The organism is Paenirhodobacter huangdaonensis (genome assembly GCF_004022465.1).
GTDB classification, from domain to species: Bacteria; Pseudomonadota; Alphaproteobacteria; order Rhodobacterales; family Rhodobacteraceae; genus Rhodobacter; species Rhodobacter huangdaonensis.
Window position 1 is genome coordinate 277,856 of sequence record NZ_SAVA01000003.1, and the last position, 22,625, is coordinate 300,480.

Annotated in this window: 20 protein-coding genes; 14 read left to right on the plus strand and 6 right to left on the minus strand. The window is 69.0% G+C overall.

Translation table 11 applies throughout. The features are described from left to right. The first annotated feature begins 4 nt into the window (after positions 1–4). From EOW66_RS06905 to EOW66_RS06935, 6 genes are all read left to right on the plus strand, one after another. Positions 5–781: an SDR family oxidoreductase gene (locus EOW66_RS06905; protein WP_128155691.1), complete on the plus strand. Its 777-nt coding sequence runs from the start codon at positions 5–7 to the stop codon at positions 779–781. 309 nt (positions 782–1,090) lie between these two features. Beyond that, positions 1,091–2,986, plus strand: a complete 1,896-nt coding sequence (uvrC, locus tag EOW66_RS06915) for an excinuclease ABC subunit UvrC (RefSeq protein WP_380710989.1) — start codon at positions 1,091–1,093, stop codon at positions 2,984–2,986. 64 nt (positions 2,987–3,050) lie between these two features. Beyond that, on the plus strand, positions 3,051–4,115 hold the full coding sequence (locus EOW66_RS06920; RefSeq protein ID WP_128155693.1) for a lysine-2,3-aminomutase-like protein: 1,065 nt from the start codon (positions 3,051–3,053) through the stop codon (positions 4,113–4,115). 44 nt (positions 4,116–4,159) lie between these two features. After that, on the plus strand, positions 4,160–4,789 hold the full coding sequence (pgsA, locus tag EOW66_RS06925; RefSeq protein ID WP_128155694.1) for a CDP-diacylglycerol--glycerol-3-phosphate 3-phosphatidyltransferase: 630 nt from the start codon (positions 4,160–4,162) through the stop codon (positions 4,787–4,789). Then, positions 4,785–5,030, plus strand: coding sequence for a molybdopterin converting factor subunit 1 (gene moaD, locus EOW66_RS06930; protein WP_164881063.1), 246 nt, complete (start codon positions 4,785–4,787; stop codon positions 5,028–5,030). Before pgsA ends, moaD begins: the two co-directional genes overlap by 5 nt. A gap of 1 nt (position 5,031) precedes the next feature. Further along, a complete protein-coding gene (locus tag EOW66_RS06935; protein ID WP_128155696.1) occupies positions 5,032–5,469 on the plus strand; it encodes a molybdenum cofactor biosynthesis protein MoaE in 438 nt (145 codons plus the stop codon). Positions 5,470–5,626: 157 nt separating this feature from the next. Here the strand turns inward: EOW66_RS06935 and EOW66_RS06940 are convergent, their stop codons facing one another. Beyond that, on the minus strand, positions 5,627–6,679 hold the full coding sequence (locus EOW66_RS06940; RefSeq protein ID WP_128155697.1) for an NAD(P)/FAD-dependent oxidoreductase: 1,053 nt from the start codon (positions 6,677–6,679) through the stop codon (positions 5,627–5,629). Positions 6,680–6,732: 53 nt separating this feature from the next. Here EOW66_RS06940 and mnmD point away from each other — a divergent pair, with 53 nt between their 5' ends. Together mnmD and EOW66_RS06950 are read left to right on the plus strand one after the other, a co-directional pair. Continuing rightward, positions 6,733–7,398: a tRNA (5-methylaminomethyl-2-thiouridine)(34)-methyltransferase MnmD gene (gene mnmD, locus EOW66_RS06945; RefSeq protein ID WP_128155698.1), complete on the plus strand. Its 666-nt coding sequence runs from the start codon at positions 6,733–6,735 to the stop codon at positions 7,396–7,398. Next, positions 7,395–8,267, plus strand: coding sequence for a DMT family transporter (locus EOW66_RS06950; protein ID WP_128155699.1), 873 nt, complete (start codon positions 7,395–7,397; stop codon positions 8,265–8,267). The genes mnmD and EOW66_RS06950 overlap by 4 nt, the downstream gene beginning before the upstream one ends. Here the strand turns inward: EOW66_RS06950 and EOW66_RS06955 are convergent. Then, complete coding sequence (locus EOW66_RS06955) at positions 8,264–10,213, minus strand: lytic transglycosylase domain-containing protein (protein WP_128155700.1); 1,950 nt, start codon at positions 10,211–10,213, stop codon at positions 8,264–8,266. The two genes, EOW66_RS06950 and EOW66_RS06955, sit on opposite strands and share 4 nt — an antisense overlap. A 134-nt stretch (positions 10,214–10,347) precedes the next feature. On the opposite strand from EOW66_RS06955, the gene dapA reads away from it, so the two are divergent. Further along, a complete protein-coding gene (gene dapA, locus EOW66_RS06960) occupies positions 10,348–11,220 on the plus strand; it encodes a 4-hydroxy-tetrahydrodipicolinate synthase (protein ID WP_128155701.1) in 873 nt (290 codons plus the stop codon). 155 nt (positions 11,221–11,375) lie between these two features. On the opposite strand, the gene EOW66_RS06965 is transcribed toward dapA, so the two are convergent. The 3 genes from EOW66_RS06965 to nhaD form a co-directional block, all read right to left on the minus strand. Continuing rightward, on the minus strand, positions 11,376–12,755 hold the full coding sequence (locus EOW66_RS06965) for a glutamine synthetase family protein (RefSeq protein ID WP_128155702.1): 1,380 nt from the start codon (positions 12,753–12,755) through the stop codon (positions 11,376–11,378). 1 nt (position 12,756) lies between these two features. Continuing rightward, positions 12,757–14,127, minus strand: a complete 1,371-nt coding sequence (locus tag EOW66_RS06970; RefSeq protein WP_128155703.1) for a transaminase — start codon at positions 14,125–14,127, stop codon at positions 12,757–12,759. Between the two features lie 139 nt (positions 14,128–14,266). Beyond that, positions 14,267–15,595 carry a sodium:proton antiporter NhaD gene (gene nhaD / locus EOW66_RS06975; RefSeq protein WP_128155704.1) on the minus strand — a complete coding sequence of 443 codons (1,329 nt, stop codon included), beginning with the start codon at positions 15,593–15,595 and terminating at the stop codon, positions 14,267–14,269. Between the two features lie 394 nt (positions 15,596–15,989). On the opposite strand from nhaD, the gene EOW66_RS06980 reads away from it, so the two are divergent. Genes EOW66_RS06980 through EOW66_RS06995 form a run of 4 tightly spaced genes read left to right on the plus strand, consistent with a single transcriptional unit; the run spans position 15,990 to position 20,907 of the window. After that, positions 15,990–17,651, plus strand: a complete 1,662-nt coding sequence (locus EOW66_RS06980; protein WP_128155705.1) for a glucan biosynthesis protein — start codon at positions 15,990–15,992, stop codon at positions 17,649–17,651. Beyond that, positions 17,648–17,863, plus strand: coding sequence for a hypothetical protein (locus EOW66_RS06985; protein ID WP_128155706.1), 216 nt, complete (start codon positions 17,648–17,650; stop codon positions 17,861–17,863). Before EOW66_RS06980 ends, EOW66_RS06985 begins: the two co-directional genes overlap by 4 nt. A gap of 4 nt (positions 17,864–17,867) precedes the next feature. Beyond that, entirely contained in the window at positions 17,868–19,667 is a 1,800-nt protein-coding gene (mdoH, locus tag EOW66_RS06990; RefSeq protein ID WP_128155707.1) for a glucans biosynthesis glucosyltransferase MdoH, read from the plus strand. Then, positions 19,660–20,907, plus strand: coding sequence for an OpgC family protein (locus EOW66_RS06995; RefSeq protein ID WP_128155708.1), 1,248 nt, complete (start codon positions 19,660–19,662; stop codon positions 20,905–20,907). Before mdoH ends, EOW66_RS06995 begins: the two co-directional genes overlap by 8 nt. Here EOW66_RS06995 and EOW66_RS07000 read toward each other — a convergent pair whose 3' ends face one another. Then, positions 20,908–21,810 (minus strand): LysR family transcriptional regulator, encoded by a 903-nt coding sequence (locus EOW66_RS07000; protein ID WP_128155709.1) that lies wholly within the window; start codon positions 21,808–21,810, stop codon positions 20,908–20,910. A gap of 100 nt (positions 21,811–21,910) precedes the next feature. Between EOW66_RS07000 and EOW66_RS07005 the strand changes: the two genes are divergently transcribed. Beyond that, positions 21,911–22,483 carry an FMN-dependent NADH-azoreductase gene (locus EOW66_RS07005; protein WP_128155710.1) on the plus strand — a complete coding sequence of 191 codons (573 nt, stop codon included), beginning with the start codon at positions 21,911–21,913 and terminating at the stop codon, positions 22,481–22,483. Positions 22,484–22,625 lie beyond the last annotated feature (142 nt).

The window sequence follows — 22,625 nt, forward strand, 5'->3', positions numbered from 1 at the left end:
CAGCATGGGCAAGGCCCTGATCACCGGCGCGGCGAAACGGCTTGGCCGCGCGATGGCACTTTACCTTGCCGGCCGCGGCCATGACGTCGCGATCCATTGCAACGGCTCGGTCGAGGCGGCCGAGGCAACCGCCGCCGAGGCCCGCGCCCTTGGCGTGACGGCCGTGGTGCTGCCCGCCGATCTCCTCGACGAGGCGGCGGTCGCAGCGCTGGTGCCGCGCGCCGCCGAGGCGCTTGGCGGGCCGCTCACTGTGCTGGTCAACAACGCCTCGATCTTCGAATACGACACTCTCCGCACCGCCACGCGGGCGGGCTGGGACCGGCACTTCGGCTCGAACCTGCGCGCGCCCTTCGTGCTGACCCAGGCCTTCGCCGCACAGGCCCCCGCGGCCGACCGCAGCGGCCCCGAGCCGCGGGCGCAGGCGCTTGTCGTCAACATGATCGACCAGCGCGTGCTGAAGCCCACACCCGAATTCATGACCTACTCGCTCGCCAAGGCCGGGCTCTGGGCGCTGACCCGCACCGCGGCGCAGGCGCTGGCTCCCGCAATCCGTGTAAATGCCATCGGCCCGGGCCCGACGCTGCAGGGCGCGCGGCAGAGCGAGAGCCATTTCACCCGCCAGCGCGCCGCCACCATTCTGCAGCGCGGCGCCGATCCCGACGATATCTGCGCCGCGCTTGGCTATCTGCTTGACGCCAAGGCGGTCACCGGACAGCTGCTCTGCGTCGACGGTGGCCAGCACCTCGGCTGGCAGACACCCGATGTGCTCGGCCCGGAATAGGGCCGTTTCGGCCCCTTTAACGATGACCATGCGGCAAGTTGTCCACGTCACCGCTTCCTGTCACGCGAGCGTTACGAATCTCTCAGTATTTTCAGCCACTTGTGTGATGCCTGAAAATTATTTGCATGATTTCAATAACTTGCGTGATCGCCTAAAATTTGGGCGATCCAAAGAACAACCCCTGATTCAAGGGAAAATCGACGTTCCCGGAAACTTTCCAACAGAGTTATCCACAGAAACCGTGGATGCCTTTTCTCTTGAACCCGTCGCCTTAACATTGCAGCCAGAGACTGGAATCAAGGCTCCGAGATGACCGACCCAGACATCGCTTCCGATCCCGCCGAAATGCCGCAGCCGCCGCGGCTGACCGGCCATGCGCTGATCGCCGATTACGTGTCGCGGCTGGACAGCTCGCCCGGCGTCTACCGGATGCTGAACGAGCGGCAGGAAGTGCTTTACGTCGGCAAGGCGCGCAACCTGAAGGCGAGGGTGTCGAATTATGCCCGGCCGTCGGGCCATTCGGCGCGGATCGCGCGGATGATCTCGGAAACGCGCTACATGATGTTCCTGACCACGCGCACCGAGACCGAGGCGCTGCTGCTCGAACAGAACCTGATCAAGCAGCTCAAGCCGCGCTACAACGTGCTGTTGCGCGACGACAAGAGCTTTCCCTATATCCTGCTCGACAAGAGCCACCCCTTCCCCGAGATCCGCAAGCACCGCGGCGCGCGCACGGTGAAGGGCGCCTATTTCGGCCCCTTCGCCTCGGCCGCGGCGGTGAACCGCACGCTCAACCATCTCGAGCGGGTGTTCCAGCTGCGCAACTGCTCGGATGCGATGTTCGCCGCGCGCACCCGGCCCTGCCTGCAATTCCAGATCAAGCGCTGCTCGGCGCCCTGCGTCGGCAAGATCTCCGAGGCCGAGTATGGCCGCACCGTCGCCGATGCCGAGCGCTTCCTCGAGGGCAAGTCGACGGCGATCCAGCAGGAGCTGGCCGAGGAGATGCAGGCCGCCTCCGAGGCGCTCGAATTCGAGCGCGCGGCGGCACTGCGCGACCGGATCGCGGCGCTGACCACGGTGCAGCAGAGCCAGGGCATCAACCCGCGCGGCGTGGCCGAGGCGGATGTGGTGGCGCTGCACATGGACGGCGGACAGGCCTGCGTGCAGGTGTTCTTCATCCGCGCCCATCAAAGCTGGGGCAACCATGACTTCTACCCGAAGACCGGATCGGGCGCCGAGGAGGCCGAGGTACTCGAGGCCTTCCTCGGCCAGTTCTACGACACCAAGGAAGCGCCGCGGCTGATCCTGCTGTCGCATCCGATCGAGGATCTCGATCTGATGCAGGAGGCGCTGGCCGGCAAGGCCGGCCACCGGGTCGAGATTGCCGTGCCGAAGCGCGGCGAGAAGGCGGAACTGGTCGAGAACGCCCTGCGCAACGCGCGCGAAAGCCTGGGCCGGAAGATGTCGGAATCGGCCGCCCAGGCGCGGCTGCTCAGGGGCCTGGCCGAGGCCTTTGGCCTGCCGAAACCGCCCGAGCGGATCGAGGTTTACGACAACTCGCATATCCAGGGCACGAATGCCGTCGGCGGGATGATCTGCGCCGGCCCCGACGGCTTCCTGAAAAGCCAGTATCGCAAGTGGAACATCAAGGGCGACGAGCTGACCCCGGGCGATGACTTCGGCATGATGAAGGAAGTGATGACCCGTCGCTTCGCCCGCCTGCTGAAGGAAGACCCCGAGCGCAAGACCGATGCCTGGCCCGACCTGCTGCTGATCGACGGCGGTGCGGGGCAGGTCTCGGCGGTGCACGAGATCATGGCCGCCATGGGCGTCACCGACATCCCGATGATCGGCGTCGCCAAGGGCATCGACCGCGACCTCGGCAAGGAGGAATTCCACCGCATCGGCGCCCGCCCGATGGCGCTGCCGCGGCAGGACCCGGTGCTTTACTACATCCAGCGGCTGCGCGACGAGGCGCACCGCTGGGCGATCGGCGCGCATCGGGCGAAACGCGCCAAGGCCGCGATGGCGAACCCGCTCGACGAGATCCCGGGCATCGGCGCCACCCGCAAGCGCGCCCTGCTGCAACATTTCGGCTCGGCCAAGGCGGTCAGCCGCGCCGGCGTCACCGACCTCCTCGAGGTGCCCGGAATCTCGCAGGCGACGGCCGAAACGATCTGGAACTTCTTCAACGACAAGATGTGAGCGCTCACATCCTGCCGAAAAATGCGGCTTGACGGATCGCGGCGGCAGGCGTAGCGGCCCGGAAATGACAGACGAAAGCCCGATCCGCCACGCGCTCACCCATCCCGAGGACCTTCTGGCCGAGGGGCTGATCCCCCATGCCGCGCTGCCGGCGCTGAAGGAAGTCGCGCAGGACTTCCGCATCCGCGTGACCCCGGCGATGCGCGGCGCGATCGCCCGTGGCAACGCCGCGGACCCGGTCGCCGCGCAATTCGTGCCCTCGCCGAAAGAGCTTGAAGTCCGCGCCGAGGAGCTGATCGACCCGATCGGCGACGGCGCGCATTCGCCCGCCCCCGGGGTGACGCACCGCTACCCGGACCGGGTGATCGTGCACATCACCAAGACCTGCGACGTCTATTGCCGCTTCTGCTTCCGCCGCGAGACGGTGGGCGAGACCGGCCCGCTGCCCGAGGAGGCGCTGGCGCAGGCGCTGGCCTATATCGCCGCCACCCCGGCAATCCGCGAGGTGATCCTGACCGGGGGCGACCCGCTCACGCTCTCGCACCGGCGCCTCGCCGACGTGCTGACCCGGCTCGACGCAATCGCCCATGTCACCACGCTGCGCATCCACACCCGGGTGCCGGTGGTCGCACCCGAACGCATCGACGCCGATCTGGTGGCGCTGCTCGCGGACCTGCGCGCCCCGGTCTGGGTGGTGCTGCACACCAACCACGCGCAGGAATTCACCACCGAAGCGCGCGCGGCGATCGCCCGGCTGGTCGATGGCGGCGTGCCGATGCTGTCGCAATCGGTGCTGCTGCGCGGGGTGAACGACAGCCACGCCGCGCTGATCGGCCTGTTCCGCATGCTGCAGGACAACCGGGTGAAGCCCTATTACCTGCATCATTGCGACCTCGCCCGCGGCACCTCGCATTTCCGCACCACGATCGCCGAAGGCCGGGCGCTGATGGCCGGGCTGCGCGGGCACCTGAGCGGCGCAGCGGTGCCAAGCTATGTGCTCGACATCCCCGGCGGCTTCGGCAAGGTGCCGGTCACCGCCGACCACTTCACCCCGGGCCCCACCCGCGGCAGCTGGCGGGTGACCGACTGGCAGGGCCGCGTTCACGATTACGTGGACCCGCCGCGCTGATCCGCCCTCTTTCCCTCGGGGCGCGCCCCCGCTAGGGTGCGTGCATGACCTGGACCCTGCCAAATACGCTCACGGTGCTTCGACTGCTCGCCGCCCCCGGCGTGGCGGTGATGTTCCTCTATTTCCACCGCCCCTGGGCCGATTGGCTGGCGCTGGCGCTCTTCGTCGGCGCGGCGATCACCGATTACTTCGACGGTTATCTCGCGCGGCTGTGGAAGCAGGAGTCGAAGTTCGGCGCCATGCTCGACCCGATCGCCGACAAGGCGATGGTGGTGATCGCGATCATGGTGCTGACCGGCTATTCGGGCATGAACCCCTGGCTGATCCTGCCGGCGACGGTGATCCTGTTCCGCGAGGTCTTCGTCTCGGGGCTGCGCGAATATCTCGGCGCCGAGAAGGGCAAGCTCAAGGTCACGAAACTGGCGAAGTGGAAGACCACCGCGCAGATGGTGGCGATTGCCACGCTGTTCCTCGGCACCGGGCTCGATTTCCTCGAGAAGGGCCGCGCGCCACGCGCGGGCGAAGGCGACCTGCCCACCGGGCTCAGCCTTGCCGACATGGCAAACCACGTCGGCCTCGGCCTGATCTGGATCGCCGCGATCCTGACCGCGATCACCGGCTGGGACTATTTCCGCAAGGCGCTGCCGTTCTTGCGGGACGGCAGCCGTGATTGATCTCGTCTACTTCGCCTGGGTGCGCGAGCGCATCGGCCTGCCGCGCGAGCAGGTCGAGACCCAGGCGGCGACGGTGACGGATCTGGTGGCCGAGCTGCGCGGGCGCGAAGAGCGCTATGCCGCCGCCTTCGCCGACCTCTCGGCACTGCGCGTGGCGCTCGACCAGGAACTTTCGGAGTTCGACGCCCCGCTGGCAGGCGTGCGCGAAGTGGCCTTCTTCCCGCCGATGACGGGCGGCTGAGATGCGCATCGCGGTGCAGTCCGCCCCCTTCGATGCCGCGGCCGAGATCGCGGGCTTCGGCGCGGGCACGAATGCCGGCGCGCTCGTCACCTTCACCGGCCTCGTGCGCGATGACAGCGGCCGGATGCAGGCGCTCGAGCTCGAGCATTACCCGGGCATGACCGAACGCGCGATCACCAGAATCGCCGAGGAGGCCATGACCCGCTGGTCGCTCGCCGATTGTCTGGTGATCCACCGCTTCGGCCGGCTGACCGTGGGCGAGCCGATCATGATGGTCGCCACCGCCGCCCGCCACCGCGCCGCGGCCTTCGAGGCGGCCGAATTCCTGATGGACTACCTGAAATCGCGCGCCCCGTTCTGGAAGAAGGAGATCGGCCCGGACGGCGCCTCCTGGGTCGCGGCGAAGGCAAGCGACGAGGACGCGCTGACGCGCTGGTGAGATCGCGCGCGCGGGGGCGCTGCCCCCTCTTTTGCCTGACGGCAAAATTCACCCCCGGGATATTTGAGGCAATTGGAAGCGGGAACGGTCCCCCTCTTCCAATCGCAGCCAAATATCCCGGGGGTGAGGCCCGCAAGGGCCGAGGGGGCAGCGCCCCCTAGAGATTGTCCTCGACGCGAAACCCGGCCGGGATCGCGTCGCGCCCCTCGAGGATCAGATCCGCCATCACCTGCGCCACCTTAGGCGCCATGCCGAAGCCGATCTTGAAGCCGCCGTTCGCGATGAACTGCCCGGGCCGTCCGGGCCAGGCGCCCAGCATCGGCGCGCGCGAGCGTGCCCGCGGCCGCACCCCCGCCCAGCGGTCGACGATCTCGGCCCCCGCAAGCACCGGGCAGATCGCCCGGGCCTTCCCGATCAGCGCCTCGAGCTGTGCATCGGTGCTGTCGGGCGCCTCGAAATCGCGCTCCGAGGTCGAGCCGATCGCGACGGTGCCATCCGCATGCGGCACGATATGCACGGCATCGGCATAGATCTGCGGCACGGCACCCGCCTCGTGGCGCAAAAGCGCCGACTGCCCCTTCACCCCGCCGCCGATCCCGCGGCCAAGGGCCGTGCCGAGATCGACAAGCCCCGGCGCCCCGGTCGCGTGCAGCACCGTGCCCTCGTCCTCGTCCTCGGCTGCGCCGATCACGATCTCGCCGCCAAGCGCGGTCAGCGCCGCGGCCAGCGCCGCGCAGGCCGCGCGCGGCGCGGCGCGGGCCGAGAGCGTGTCATGGACCACAAGCCCGGTGGGCGAGAGCGGCGCGAAGGGCGCGAACTGCTCGACCGGCAGCACCCGCCACAGCGCCGCAATGCCCCAGTGCTCGGCCGCGCCGGCGGCGCGGGCCCGCGCCCGCTCGACCGCCGCGGCATCCGTGAGCGGCTGGATCCGGCCGAGCCGGGCATAGCCCGCATCGCCGCCGCCCGCCGCCTGCACCGCCGCCCAGAACGCCTCGGCGCCGAGCAGGCTTTCGAGCTGGAACTGTTTCTTCGGGTTCCAGCTCTCGGGCACATGCGGGGCAAGTGCGCCCACCGTGCCGCCCGACGAGCCCGCACCGATCCGCTCCCGTTCGATCAGCCGCACCCGCGCGCCGCGCCGTGCCATCTCGAAGGCGCAGGCAAGGCCGAACACGCCGCCGCCGCGCACCGTCACCCGATCCCCTCTTGCCATTGCCCGGACCTTTCGCCAGTTTCCACGGGAATTCGCCTCAGGCACTACCCGCAATGACCTCCCCTGACCAGAGCCCTGCCGCGCTCGACTGGCGCGACGGAACGACGCCCGTCTCGACGCGCTTCGACGATCCCTATTTCAGCCTTGCGGGCGGGCTTGCGGAAACGCGCCACGTCTTCCTTGCGGGCAACGACCTGCCGGCGCGGTTCCGCCCCGGCTTCCGGGTGGCCGAGCTCGGCTTCGGCACCGGGCTGAACCTGATCGCGACGGCACTGTCGACCGATCTGCCGATCCGCTTCACCTCGTTCGAGGCCTATCCGATGTCGGCTGCTGAGATCGCCCGCGCGCTCGCCGCCTTCCCCGAGGCCGAGGCCGCCGCCGGCCCCTTCCTCACCGCCTGGGGCCGCGGCGAGACCCGTTTCACCCTGCGCAGCGTCTCGGTCGAGGTGATCCTCGGCGATGTGCGCGAGACCCTGCCCGGCTGGGCGGGCGCGGCCGACGCCTGGTTCCTCGACGGCTTCTCGCCGGCGAAGAACCCCGAGATGTGGGGCGAGGATCTGATGGCCGAGGTCGGCCGCCATACCGCGCCCGGCGGCAGCTTCGCCACCTATACTGCCGCGGGCTTCGTGCGCCGCGGCCTTGCCGCCGCGGGCTTCGCGGTCAGCCGCGCCCCGGGCCATGCCGGCAAGCGCCACATGAGCCGTGGAGTGCGCCCATGACCGAACAGAACACCCGCCTCGGCGTCGCGATGATGGTCGCGGTGACCTTCATCTTCGCGGCGCAGGACGGCATCTCGCGCCATCTCGCGGGGGCCTACAACGTCTATCTGGTGGTGATGATCCGCTACTGGGTCTTCGCGCTTTTCGTGCTTGGCCTCGCGCTGCGCAGCGCAGGCGGGCTGAAGGGTGCGCTGCGCACGAAACACCCGCTGATGCAGAGCCTGCGCGGCGTGCTGCTGGTGCTCGAGATCTGGGTGGCGATCATCGCCTTCGTCAAGCTCGGCCTGGTCGAGAGCCACTCGATCTTCATCTCCTATCCGCTGATCGTCGCGGCGCTGTCGGGCCCGGTGCTGGGCGAGAAGGTGGGCTGGCGGCGCTGGCTCGCCATCGGCACGGGCTTCGTCGGGGTGACGATCATCCTCGCCCCCGGCAGCGGCGTGTTCCGCCCCGAAGCGCTGATCCCGCTTGCCGGCGCGATCATGTTCGCAATCTATGCGCTCGCCACCCGCTGGGTCGCGCGCGACGATTCGGGCGAGGTGTCCTTCTTCTGGACCGGCATCACCGGCGCGATCACCGCCACCGCCGGCGGGATCTGGTTCTGGCAGCCGATGAGCGCCGGCGACTGGGGCTGGATGGGCCTTCTGTGCCTGACCGCGATCGCCGGGCACTGGCTGATGATCCGCGCCTATGAAATCGCCGAGGCCTCGGCGCTGCAGCCGATCGCCTATCTGCAGCTCGTTTTCGGCGCGATCTTCGGCATCACCATCTTCGGCGACGTGCTGCGCCCGAACGTGGCGCTTGGCGCGGCGGTCACCGTCGGTGCGGGGCTCTTCACCCTGTGGCGGGCACGGCGCGCGGCGCGGCGTTAGGGCACGATGCCGCGCAGCTCGTCCGAGAAGGCGACCGGGCCGGTGCCGGCGACACCGAGCCGGGCACGATAGACCGGCAGGCTTTCGGCCACCCGCATCACATAGGTGCGGGTTTCGGTGAAGGGGATCATCTCGACCCAGTCGACGACGTCGACGGTCGGCACCCGCGGATCGCCCATCTCCTCGATCCAGCGCCGCGGCCGGCCCGGCCCGGCGTTGTAGCCCGCCGCCACCAGCACCGGCGAGGCGCCGAACTCGGCGCGCAGCTTCGCCAGATAGGCCCCGCCAAGGCGCAGGTTGTAGGTCGCGTCCGTGGTCAGCCGCGGCGCGCTGTAGGTCTCGCCGATCGTCGGCGCCATCAGCTTCGCCGTGCCCGGCATCAGCTGCATCAGCCCGCGCGCCCCGACATGGCTGATGACGGCATGATCGAACTCGCTTTCCCGCCGCGCGATCGACAGGGCCAGCTCCTCGGGCACACCGAGGTCATGCGTGGTGAGCTCGGGGATCGGGTAATAGGCCTGCACCAGCACCGTGCCGCCGCTTGCCGCACGCTTGGCCAGCAGCAGCGCCAGATGCGGGTCGCCCCATTCCCCGGCCAGCCGGGCGAGCGCCGGCAGCGCCGCATCGGGCAGGCCTTCCTCGAGATGCAGGATGAAGCGCGCCGCCAGATCCGCGTCCCCCGCCGCCTCGAGCTCCTGCGCCGCGGCAAAGACCGAAGAGGCCGTGAAGCCCTGCCCGCGCCAGTCGGGCAGGGGCGCGGGGGCCGAGAAGGTGGGATCGAGCGGCACCCCGGCGCGCTCGGCGCACAGCAGGCCGTAATAGGCGGTCTGGAACCGCGCGCCGTCGCGATAGGCGGCCTGCGCTTCCGCCATCTTGCCCATCCGCTCGAGCGCACGCCCGCGCCAGTAATCGGCACGCGAGGTGCTGATCGGGCTCGCCACCTCGGCGCCGAGCGCCTCGAAATGCGCCAGCGCCTGCGGCGCATCGCCAAGCTTCAGCGCCGCAAAGCCCGCCAGCCATTCGAGATCGGCCCAGTCGCCGCCGCCCGCGGGCAGGCGGTGGCGTGCGGCCAGCTTGTAGGCGAGCCGCGCATCGCCCTTGCGCAGGAAGAAGCGCGCAAGCTGGCCGCGCAGCGTCGACCAGGCCCCCGGATCGCCCAGGGTATCGGCGCTGTCCGAGCGCGACAGCACGATCTCGGCCGCCCCCTCCTCGAGGCTCTTGCGCCAGCGCCAGACCGCGCGGTCGCGCGCCAGCCCGGCCGAGTGCATCATGTAGTCGGGCACCGCGGAGATCAGCGCATCCACCCCCTGCGCGCGGCGTTGCAGCGCGATCCGCGCCGCGGCGACGGCCCGGGTGCCCGGGGTGACGAGCGGCAGCATCCGCGCCGCCTGCGCGGTCTCGCCGCGGTCGAGCATCGCCTGCATCCGCCCGCCATGCGCCGGCGCCACCAGATCGCCATAGCGCGCGAGGAATGCCGCCTCCTCGGCCTCGGTCAGGGAAAGGCCGCGCCAGGCGGTCTCGGCCACCTGCCGGGCGGCCTCGTCGCGGCCAAGCGCCTGCAGCGCCGCAATCAGGGCGAGCGCCCCCTGCCCGGTCTGCGGCGCGGATCGGGCGAACCAGGCGACGACCGCGGCGGGGCTCGCCTCGCTCAGCTGGTCCTCGCCCTTGCGGCGCAAAAGCGCCATCCCCGGCCAGTCGGCCCGGCGCGAGACGAAATCGGCATACTCATCGAAGCTGCCCTGCCCCGCCCGCAGCCGCTGCCATTCGATCAGGTCGGCGGCGATGATGCCTGCCGGGCGTGCGGCCGCCGCCGCGCCGTCCCAGTCGCCGGACTGCGCAGCCGCCAGCGCCGCGGCGAGCGCGGTGGCATCGGCCGCCCGGGCGGGGGGCGCGGAAAGGGCAAGGGCGACGGTCAGAAGGACCGCCATCGGAAGGGTTCGGATCATCGCTCTGCTCGTTTTTTCCAGTGGTGACGCGAAGCCCGCCGCGATGCAATTCACAAGTTGGCAAGAGGCGAAGGCTCGCCTATGGTCCGGCCGATTTCAACCGGGCGAATCCGCCCCCACCGCAGGAGCGTGTCATGTTCAAAGGGTCCTTCCCCGCACTCGTCACGCCGTTCACGAACGGCGCAGTCGATTGGGACACGCTCAAGAAACTGGTGGAGTGGCACATCGGGCAGGGCTCGAACGGCATCGTCCCGGTCGGCACCACCGGCGAGAGCCCGACGCTGAGCCACGAGGAACACAACCGCGTGATCGAGGAGGTGGTGAAGGCCGCCGCCGGCCGGGTGCCGGTGATCGCCGGCGCCGGCTCGAACGCGACCGCCGAGGGGATCGAGCTGATCCGCCACGCCGAGGCCGCCGGCGCCGATGCCGCGCTCGTGGTGACACCCTATTACAACAAGCCGACGCAGCGCGGCATGGTGGCGCATTTCACCGCGATGCACGACGCCTCGTCGCTGCCGATCATCATCTACAACATCCCCGGCCGCTCGGTCGTCGACATGTCGCCCGAGACCATGGGGCAGCTGGCGAAACTGCCGCGCATCATCGGCGTCAAGGACGCGACCGGCGATCTGAGCCGGGTGGCGAAGCAGCGCCTGACCTGCGGGCCCGAGTTCATCCAGCTCTCGGGCGAGGATGCGACGGCGCTCGGCTTCAACGCCATGGGCGGCGTCGGCTGCATCTCGGTCACCGCGAACGTGGCGCCGAAGCTCTGCGCCGAGATGCAGGCAGCGACGCTGGCGGGCGATTACGTCAAGGCGATGGAGTATCAGGACAAGCTGATGCCGCTGCACATCGCGATCTTCCTCGAACCGGGCGTTGCCGGGGCGAAGTACGCGATGTCGAAGCTCGGCCTGTGCGCGGCCGAGGTGCGGCTGCCGCTGACCGAGCTCACCGCCCCCACCAAGGCCGCGATCGACGCGGCGATGGCGCATGCCGGCCTGATCTGAGGCCATCTCACAATCGGACATCGGATCGGGGGGCGCTGCCCCCCGTCTTCGTTTCACGAAGACTCCCCCCGAGGTATTTGGAGCAAGATGAAATCTGTTCCTTTCATCTTGCTCCAAATACCTCAGGGGGTCCGGGGGAGGATCCCCCGGCCGCCTCAGACGTTGTGCAGATAGAGCGCGTAATCGACGTCGGCGATCCAGCGCGCGACGCGGGCATGCTCGGCCGCCTTGATCGCGGTGAAGGTGCGGTGCATGTCCGCACCAAGCGCCTCCTTCAGGAACTCCGACGCCGTTGCCCGATCGATCGCTTCGCGCCAGTCGCGCGGCATCGGCAGATCGTCGGCGCCCTCATAGCCGTTGCCGGTGGTCTCGGGGCCCGGGTCGATGCGCTGCGCGAGGCCGTGGCGGATGCCCGCAAGGATCGTCGCGCCGACGAGATAGGGGCTGGCATCGACGCCCGAGGGGCGATGCTCGATCCGCCGCGCCTTGAGCTCGCCCGCCGGGATGCGCAGCGCGACGGAGCGGTTGTTGACGCCCCAGGACGGTGACACCGGCGCATAGCTTTGCCCCACGAAGCGGCGCCAGGAATTCGCATGCGGCGCGAAGACCAGCATCGACTCGCCCATCGTCTGGCGCAGCCCGCCGAGCGCGTGGCGGATGGTGTCGGTCCACACCCCCTCGACCGCCTCGGCGAAGATGTTGCGCCCCGTGCCGTCCTGCAGCGAGACGTGGAAATGCATGCCGGAGCCCGCGTATTTCTCGACCGGCTTCGCCATGAAACAGGCGGTGACACCATGCCGGCGCGCCTGCATCCGCACGATGCGCTTCAGCCGCACGAGGTCATCGGCCGCCTGCATCACATCGGTGCGGTAATCGAGCGTGAGCTCGTATTGCCCCGGCGCATATTCCGAGATCACCGTCTCGGCGCGGATCCCCATCGCCTCGGCGGCGCGGTAGATGTCGGAGAACAGCGGCTGCATCCCGTGCAGGTGATCGACGGAATAGACCTCGGTCCAGTCCGAGCGGCGCCCGTCGAGCACTGCGGGCGCCGGCCGCACACCCGCGCTCATGTCCGGATCGAGCAGGAAGAATTCGAGCTCGAAGGCGCCGGCGGGGAACAGCCCCTCGCCCGCCATCGCCTCGACCTGACGCGTCAGGGCATGGCGCGGGTCCGAGCTCATCGGCACACCGTCGAGCGAATACATGCTCATCAGCAGCTCGGCCCGCGGCGGCGTGGTGCCGTGCAGCGGCTTCAGCGTGCCCGGGACCGGCCAGGCGCGCAGATCGCCGTCGCCCTGATCCCAGATCAGGCCGGTCTCGTGCACATCCTCGCCGACGATGTCGAGCCCGAGGATCGAGATCGGCAGGTGGCGGCCGTTGCGGTAGAGGCCAACCAGCTCGTGGCGGCGGATGATCTTGCCGCGGCCGATGCCGTTGGCATCGGACAGGACGATGTCGATCGCCTCGATCTCGGGATGGGCGGCGAGGAATTCCTCGGCTTCCTCGACGGAGGAGCCGGACGGGGAAAGGGTCATGTCAGGTCTCGAACAGAAGGCCCAGCACCGCACCGAAGCTGTCGACCAGGCGGTCGATCTGGGCCTCGGTGGTGGCGGGCGAAATCAGCATCATGTTGTGGAAAGGGGCGATCAGGCAGCCGCGGTTCAAAAGGCCCTGGTGGATCGCCGCCTCGAGGGCGGGGGCATGGGCGGCCTCGGCCTGCGTGCCGTTCAGCAGCGGCCCGGGGGCGCAGATGAATTCGACCCGCGCACCGACGCGCACCACATGCCACGGCGCACCGACGCGGGCGATCGCCTTCGTCAGTCCCGCGGCGAGACGCGCGGCGCCCGCCTCCATCCGGGCATAATTCTCGGCGGTCATCACCTCGGAGAGGGTGACGACGAGGCAGGCGAATTGCATCGGGTTCGCCGACAGCGTGGTGCCCATGCCGGAATGGCCGGCGGGACGGGAGGCGTCATAGGCGGCAAAGCGGCGCGCGACGGGCTCGGTCACGCCCCAGACAGCGGTGGGCATCCCGCCCGCCACGCATTTGCCGGTGACGAAGATGTCGGGTGTCAGCCCGTGCACCCGGGCATAGCCGCCCCGCCCCGACGAGATCGTGTGCGTCTCGTCAATGATGAGGAGCGCGCCGTGGCGGGTGGCAAGGTCGCGCAGCCCGGCGTGGAACCCGGGCGCCGGCAGCACCATGCAGGAATTGGTCATCACCGGCTCGGTCAGGATCGCGGCGACGTCGCCCGCGGCCAGCGCCGCCTCGACCGAGGCGAGGTCGTTGAACTCGGCCGCGACGGCGACCTGCGTCAGGTCCTCGACCTGACCGACAAGGCCCGGACGCGCCACGGTCCGGCCGGCCTCGAGCCGCACCATCGTGTCGTCGACCGTGCCGTGATAGCAGCCGTTGAAGACGAGCACCTTCGGCCGCCCGGTGATGGCGCGGGCGAGGCGCAGGGCGAAGCGGTTCGCGTCGGTTGCGGTCGTCGCGATCTGCCAGCGCATCGGGCCGAAGACCTCGCACAGAAGCCGCCCGGCCTCGAGCGCCGTCTCGCTCGGCAGCATGGTGGTGAGGCCGCGGTCTGCCTGCGCGCGGATCGCGCGGGCGACGGGGGCGGGCGAATGGCCGAACATCGAGCCGGTGTCGCCAAGGCAGAAATCGTCGATCACATGGCCGTCGAGATCTTCGACCACCGCCCCCTCGGCGCGGGCGACCAGCATCGGGAAGGGCTGCGGCCAGTCGCGCATCCAGTGCATCGGCACGCCGTCGAGAAACGCCCCCGACCCGGCCGCGAGCGCGGCGCGGCTGCGCGGACGGGCCGCGGCATAGGCCGCCGCCTCGGCCGCCGAGAAATCGGCAATCCGTGCGGCGCTCAGCCCGCCGATGCGTTCATCCGTCATCTGCCCCTCCCGAGATCGGCGCAGATCAGCACGCCGGACGGCTTGCCGTCAACGCCCCGCGACGTGCCGTTCCGGCACACCGTCTGCCAAAAGGAAAAGGCCCGGGCGCGCGGCCCGGGCCTTTTCGGCAGTCCTGTCCTCAATGCGCGCGGGCGGCGACCGCAAAGAGATCGGCGTTCAGCAGCAGATGCGCGCCGATCGCCACCGCATAGCCAAGCGCGATCGCCCAGGTCCATTTGAGGTGGGTGGTGAAGGTGTAGATCCCGCGCGCCTGCCCCATCAGCGCCACGCCCGCGGCCGAGCCGATCGACAGCAGCGAGCCACCGACGCCACAGGTCAGGGTGATCAGCAGCCACTGGCCATGCGTCATGTCCGGGTCCATCGTCAGCACCGCGAACATCAGCGGGATGTTGTCGATGATCGAGCTCATCGCGCCGAGGATGGTGTTTGCCGCGGTCGGCCCGAGCCCGGTGTAGAGCAGCCCCGACAGCAGGTCGAGATAGCCCAGAACGCCCAGACCGCCGACGGCGAAGATGATGCCGAAGAAGAACAGCAGCGTGTCCCATTCGAGCTGCTCGAACTGCTTGAAGGCGTCGAGCACCAGCTCTTCGTGCGGGCGGCGCCTGGTGATCTTGCGGGTCAGGAAATAGCTGTAGATCTGCATGTAGCCGAGCCCGAGCATCATCCCAAGCGCCGGCGGCAGGGCGAGGAAGTTCTTGAAGCAGATCGCGGTGACGATGGTCGCGAAGAACAGGAACACCACCATGCCTGCGCCCGGCTTCGGATGCGCCGTGCCGTGCACGTCGGCCGGCATCTCGTTCGGGATCACGAAGGACATGATCAGCGCCGGCACCAGCCAGTTCAGCAAGGACGGGATCAGCAGGTCGAAGAACTCGAAGAACTCGATCACGCCCTTTTGCCAGACCATCAGCGTGGTGATGTCGCCAAAGGGGGTGAAGGCGCCGCCCGCATTCGCCGCGACGACGAGCGAGACGAAGGAGGTGGAGACGAATTTCGGATGGCCCCTGCCCACCGACATCACCACCGCGCCCATGACCAGCGCCGTGGTCAGGTTGTCGAGCACGCCCGACAGGAAGAAGGCGATGACGCCGGTGATCCAGAACAGCTTGCGATAGGTGAGGCCGAGGCTGACGAGCTTTGCCCGCAGCACGTCGAAGACGCGCCGCTCCTCCATCGTGTTCACATAGGTGATCGCGACGAGGAGGAAGAGGAAGAGCTCGCCATATTCCTCGACGATCTCGATCGCCTTTGCATGCGCGACGCCGGTCAGCCCCGCGCGCATGTAGGCGATGCCGATCAGCATCCAGATCAGGCCGGCCGCCAGCATCACCGGCTTCGACTTGCGCATGTGGGTCGCTTCTTCCGTGATCACCAGCGCATAGGCGCCGATGAAGATCAGGATCGAGGCAATGCCGATCACGCTGCCCGTAAGGTCCAGGCTTTCCATACCGAGAGTTCTCCAGTCCCTGTTTCCGCTGGATTTACCCCCGTGCACGCGCAGGAAACAAGTGCAATCGCGCCCCCGCGCAAAGGCCGGGGGAGGCCCGCGGGAGCGGCCGGCCGGGGCCGGGCGACTCACCTCGCGGGCGGGCGGCGGGGCCGGGCCGGCAGGGCCCGGCGAAATCCTCTTGCAACTGCAGAATGCGCAACAACCTGCCGGTTCCGGCATGGTCTGAGCAACAATGCGCTGAACCGCTGCGGCAGCGGCGCCGCACCCGCGACTTTGACGACTGTGTGACGCAATGCTCTCTTGCAAGTTTATGGGCACTATGCCTAAGGATTTGGCAACGAGGCTGCCCTAGGGTGGCCTCAAGAACTATCTGAGATACCTTGGAAAATAGATGCCTGCCCGTCGTCTTCAAAGACAAGCCCTGGTGACCCGCCGCCATCTGCTCGGAACCCTTTCCGCAGGTGCCGTTCTGGCATGCGGCGGCGGCTTTGCCCGCCCGGTTCTGGCCCAGGACGCGGCTCCGGCGACCGAGCCCGCCCCGGTGCCCGCCCCCGAAGTTCCGGCCGAACCCGCTGCGCCGCAGCAGGCGCCGTTCAGCTTCGACAGCCTGACCGAGGAGATGCGCGCGGCGACGGCGAAGCCCGACCAGCCGCAGCAACTGCCCGACAGCTTCCTGTCGCAGCTGACCTACGACGACTATCGGCTGATCCGCTTCAACCCCGAGCGCGCCCGCTTCGCCGATGTCGAGGAGACCCGCTTCCAGCTCCACGCCTTCCACATGGGCTGGCTGTTCAAGGAACCGGTGCTGCTCTACGAGGTCTCGGGCGACCAGGCCCGGCTGATGGGCTTCGACACCGACGATTTCATCTACGAGCGCGAGGCGCGCACCCATGTGCCCGAGCACACGGTGCTGCCCGGCGTCGCCGGCTTCCGCCTGCACACGCCGCTGAACCGTCCCGACGTCTTCGACGAGCTGGTGGCTTTCCAGGGCGCCTCCTATTTCCGCTCGCTCGGCCGCGGCTCGGCCTATGGGCTCTCGGCACGCGGGCTGGCGGTGAACACCGGCATGTCGATCGCCGAGGAGTTCCCGCGCTTCACCCGGTTCTGGATCCAGCGCCCCGAATCGGGCAGCAGCACGATCACCGTCTGGGCCGCGATGGAGAGCGCCTCGCTCACCGGCGCCTATCAGTTCGTCATCACCCCCGGCGAGGAAACGGTGATGGAGGTGACGGCGCGGCTGTTCCTGCGCAACAACGTCGAGCAGCTCGGCATCGCGCCGCTGACCTCGATGTTCCTCTTTGCCGAGCGCAACCATTCCGACTTCGACGACTATCGTCCGAACGTGCATGACAGCGACGGGCTGGGCATCACCCGCGCCGACGGCGAACTGCTGTGGCGGCCGCTCGCAAACCCGCCGCGCCTCGCCTCGAGCTACTTCACCGAGACCGCGCCGAAAAGCTTCGGCCTCTATCAGCGCGACCGGAATTTCGATCATTATCAGGATGCTGCCGCGCTTTACGAACGCCGCCCCTCCTGCGTGGTCGAGCCTCTGGGTGACTGGGGCAAGGGCGCCGTGCGGCTGGTCGAGATCCCCTCGGACCTCGAGGTCAACGACAATATCGTCGCCTTCTGGGTGCCCGAGGCGCCGGCGAAGGCGGGCGATGCGCTCGAATACCGCTACCGGCTGCGCTGGGGCGACATCGAGCCCTTCGACGGCAGCGCGCTTGCGCGCGTGCTGGAGACCCGCGCCGGCGCCGGCGGCGTCTCGGGCGTGGCGAATACCGATGGCACCCGCAAGTTCGTCATCGACTTTGTCGGCGGTCTGCTGGAAAATCTCCCGGCGGAGGCGGTCGACAAGCTGCACATCGTCGCCTCGGTCTCGAAGGGGGAGATCGTGACGCAGGTGCTGCAACGCATTCCCGAGGACGGGATCTGGCGGCTCGTCCTCGACGTCAAGGCGCCCTCGGGCGCCACCGTGGAACTTTCCGCCCATATCGCGGGTTATGGCCGCAAGCTGACCGAAACCTGGCTCTATCAATGGATCAAGGCATGACCGCACTTCTCGAACCGCAAGCGGCCCGTTCCTCCGTTTCCGCCGTGGCGCTCAGCCCGGCAGAGCTCGTCGCGGGCCCCTGCGCCCTGCCCAACGCCCCCCTCGCAATGCCGATGCAGGTCATCGAGCCGCGTGTGGGCCTGCTGCGGAGGCTTCTTTCAGGGCTGATCCCGCATCACCCCGCGGCGCCGTCGGCGGGCGCCGGCCTCTGAGAACATGAACCGCACAAGCATCTCGCGCGCGGGGCTCTATGCCCTGCGCTCGCTGGCCGTGGGCCTCAGCCTCGTTGCGGGGCTGGGGGCTTTCGTGCTGTTCCTGCAGTTCGGCGATGCCGACGGGCTCGACACGCTCGACATCCTGCGCGCGCTGCTGATCCTGATCTCGACGCTGTGGCTCGCCTGGGGCGCGATCCAGGCGCTGATCGGGCTGACCTCCTTCGCCCATCCGCCGGCGCATGACCCGGCCGCGCCGATCCGTGGCCGCAGCGTGATCCTGATGCCGGTCTACAACGAGGACCCGCTCGCCACCTTCTCGCGCGTCGCCGCGATGGAGGCCTCGCTGCGCGAGACGGGCGACCCGGCGCAGATCCATTTCGCGATCCTGTCGGACACCCGCAACGAAACCATCGCCCGGCGCGAGCTGGTGCTGTTCAAGCACCTCGTCGAGGACCGCAACGGCATGGGCCGCTTCTTCTATCGCCGGCGCGAGAACAACGTCGGCAAGAAGGCCGGCAACATCGAGGACTTCATCACCCGTTCGGGCGGCGCCTATGACTATGCGGTGATCCTCGATGCCGACAGCCTGATGGAAGGCGCGACGATCCTGTCGATGATCCGCCGGATGGAGGCCGAGGAGCGTCTCGGCCTGCTGCAGACCCTGCCGAAGGTGATCCGCGCCCGCTCGCGCTTTGGCCGCGCGATGCAGTTCTCGGCCTCGTTCTTCTCGCCGATCTTCGCGCGGGGCCTTGCGATGATGCAGGGTGAGACCGGCCCGTTCTGGGGCCACAACGCGATCGTGCGCGTGCGCGCCTTCGCCGAAAGCTGCGGCCTGCCCGCACTGCGCGGCAAGCCGCCCTTCGGCGGCCATGTGATGAGCCACGATTATGTCGAGGCCGCGATGCTGGCCCGTGCGGGCTGGATCGTGCGGCTTGACGATGACCTCGGCGGCAGCTTCGAGGAAGGCCCCGAGAACATCGTCGACCACGCCAAGCGCGACCGGCGCTGGTGTCAGGGCAACCTGCAGCATTCGCGCATCATCGGCGCGCCCGGGCTGCGGGCCTGGTCGCGCTTCGTCTTCGCGCAGGGCATCATGGCCTATATCGCGCCGCTGTTCTGGCTGGGCTTCATCCTTGCCTCGATCGCCGCGCCGATCCTCGCCCCGCCGCCCGACTACTTCCCGATCCCGTACTGGCCCTTCCCCTATTTCCCGCCGTCCGAGGCCTCGAAGGCGATCTCGCTCGCCATCGGCATCTTCGGCCTGCTGCTGCTGCCGAAGATCCTGATCGCCACCCGCGCCGCCTTCACCGGCCGCGCGAACGGCTTCGGCGGCGCGCGGCTCGCCTTCCTGTCGACGCTGGGCGAGCTTGCCTTCTCCTCGCTCACCGCGCCGGTGCTGCTGATGTATGCGACGCGCTCGGTGTTTCAGGTGCTGCTCGGCCGCGACGGCGGCTGGCCCACCAACAACCGCGGCGACGGCACCCTGACGCTTGGCGAAAGCTTTGCCGCCTCGCACTGGATCGTCACCATCGGCACCGTCGGCCTGGCCGCGACCTGGGCCTTCGCGCCCGGGCTGCTGCTGTGGCTGCTGCCCGTTGGCGTGCCGATGATCTTCGCCCCGGCGCTGTTGCGCTGGTCCTCGCTGCCCTCGAAGGGGCGGCTGATGGGCGTGCCCACCGAATATGCGCCGGCCCCGGTGATGGTGCTGCACGACCAGATCCTCGAGCGCTGGACCGCTGCGCTCGCCCCCGAAGACGCGCCGGCCGCCTCGGCCGTGGCGCCGGAGAAGACCCATGCCTGAGATGTCCCCCGCTGCGGGGTCGGCGCTGCCCGTGGGCGCGCGCGACCCCCGTCTTGATTTCTTCCGCGGGCTCAGCCTGCTGATGATCTACATCAACCACGTGCCGGGCACCGTCTACGAGAACTTCACCTCGCGCAACTTCGGCCTGTCCGACGCCGCCGAGGGCTTCGTCTTCATGTCCGGCTGCGCCGCCGCGCTGGCCTATGGGCCGAAGATGAAGCAGGGGCTGAACTGGGCCGCCGTCCGCAAGGGCTGGGGCCGGTCCTGGACGCTCTATCTCACCCACATGTTCACCACGATCTGGGCGATCGCCATCGTCTCGGGCGCGGCGCTGTGGTTCGGCAGCTCGGTGATGCTCGGACAGCAGGGCTATCAGGTGATGGGCAGCGATCCGCTCGCCTTCATGATCGGCATCGCCACGCTTGGCCATCAGCTCGGCTACGTCAACATCCTGCCGATGTATGCGGTGCTGATGCTGGGCGCGCCCTTCCTGATCCGGCTCGGCCAGCGCAGCCCGCTGCTGCTGCTGCTGTTCAGCATCGGCTTCTGGGCGCTCAGCGGCCTCTTCCGCTTCGACCTGCCGAACTTCCCGCAGGAGGGGGGCTGGTTCTTCAACCCCTTCTCCTGGCAGATGATCTTCTCCTTCGGCATCCTCACCGGGCTGGCGCTGCGCCACGGCCACCGCTTCGCGCCGCTGAAGGGCTGGCTGATCTGGGTCGCCGCGATCTGGGTGGCGATCTGTCTGGTCTGGGTGAAGTCGGAGACGATCAAGGCCGGCGTCGGCGAATATGTGCACCACCTGCGCGACCTCGGCGTGCCGTTCTTCCTGGTCGAGTTCGACAAGACCTATGTCTCGCTGCCGCGCTTCGCGCATTTCATCGCGCTCGCCTATCTGCTGTCGCTGCCCTGGGGCGTGCCGCGCTTTGCCGCCTCGAAGGCGATGGCGCCGGTGCGGCTGCTCGGCCGGCACGGGCTGCAGGTGTTCGCCGCCAGCACCGTGCTTGCGATCTTCGCGCAGGCGGTGAAGCAGGTGCACCCGGCGGGCTTCGGTCAGGACAGCGTGCTGATCCTCGGCGGGCTCGCCGCGCTCTGGACCCTGGCCTGGATCCGCGACCGGATCAAGCAGTCCGACCGGGCGCAGGCGGCGGCGCTGCACGCCCGGCACGCCGCGCCCCATGCCGCGGGGGCTGCCGCCGCCACCGCCGAGGGCAAGCCGCATTACGCTGCGGCGGCGCGCTGATCAGCCCTGCGGCGCGTCCAGCGCGCCGCAGCTTGCCGCCACGGTCTTCAGCGCCTTCAGCACCGCCTGCACCTTCGGCGTGCGATGCAGATCGACGTGAGTGACAAGCCAGAGCGACGATTCCCACTCCGGGATCGGCGCGATCACCTCGATCACCCGTGGATCGCGCCGCGCCTCGATCACCGGCAGGAAGCCAAGCCCGATGCCGTCGCGCACCGCCGCCGCCTGGCTCTCGGGATCGTTTGCCATGAACACCACCGAATCCGCCGGCTGGTTCGCGGCGAGCCAGCGGAAGAACGGCGCCCGGCTCTCGCGGTTCTCGGCACCGACGAAGCGATGCCCGGCAAGGTCGTCGATCGACGCGGGCCGGCCCATCCGCGCCAGATAGGCCTCGGAGGCATAGAGCGCGACGCGGTTCACGCCAAGCGGCTGCACCACGTTGTCGGGCTCGGTCGGACGACCGCCGGCGCGGATCGCCACATGCGCCTCGCCATATTCCAGACGGAACACGCGCTGATCGGTCAGATAGCGCAGCCGCAGCCCGGGATGGTCGATCATCAGCTGCGCCAGCGCCGGCAGCACGATCCCGGTCAGCGTCGGCAGCGAGGTGATGATCAGCTCGCCCGAGACCTCCTCCCCCGCCCCGGCGATGCGCGCCGCCAGCTGCGAGAACTGGTCCTCGGTCGCCTGGCCCACGGCGAGCAGCTGCAGCCCGGCTTCGGTCGGCGTGTAGCCGCGCGGGTGACGCTGGAACAGCTTGGTGCCGAGCCGCTCCTCGAGCGCGTCGACATGGCGGATCACGGTTGCATGGTGCACCCCCAGCACCTCGGCCGCACCCGATACGGTGCCCACCCGCGCCACCTGATAGGCGGTGCGGATCTCATCCCAATTGTCGAAATTCATCTGTTCACCCGCGAACAATCACTGCGCAATCATGACGATTGAGTTCAGGGGCGCAAGCGCATTTCTTTGCCGCAACAGCAAACACCCCGGAGTCCTCCCCATGACCAAGACCCTGCTTCTCGAAACCTCCATCAAGGGGCCGATGTCGGTCTCGCACAAGATCGCCGCGAAAGTGGCCGCCAAGGTCGGCGGTGACCTGACCGTGCGCGACTGCACCGCGATCCCGGCGATCGACGGTGCCTGGATCGGCGCCGCCTACACCCCAGCCGAAAACCGCACCGACGCGCAGAAGGCGACGCTCGCCCTCTCCGACGCGCTGATCGCCGAGCTGAAGGCCGCCGACACCGTCGTCATCGGCTGCGGCGTCTACAACTTCGGCGTCACCGGCCCGCTCAAGCACTGGATCGACATGGTCTGCCGCGTCGGCGAAACCTTCCGCTACACCGAAGCCGGTCCCCAGGGCCTTGCCGGTGCCAAGCGCGTGATCGTCGCCTATGCCTCGGGCGGCGTGCCGGCCGGGTCGGGCTATGACTTCGCCACCCCCTACATCAAACAGGTTCTGGGCTTCATCGGCATCACCGATGTGACCGTCGTCGCCGCCGAAGGCGTGGCGGTCGACGAGGCCGCGGCGCTCGCCCGCGCCGATGCGCAGATCGCGCAGCTCGCCGCCTGATTCGGTCGCCGCGCCCCGCCCGGCTTCGTGCTCTGCACGGGATCGGGGCGCGGAGGACCTGCCGGTTCTCCCAACCGGCTCGAGGCCCCTCGGTTGACTCCGGGGGGCTTTTCGCCTAGAAGGCCGCAGATTCCCCGGAGGC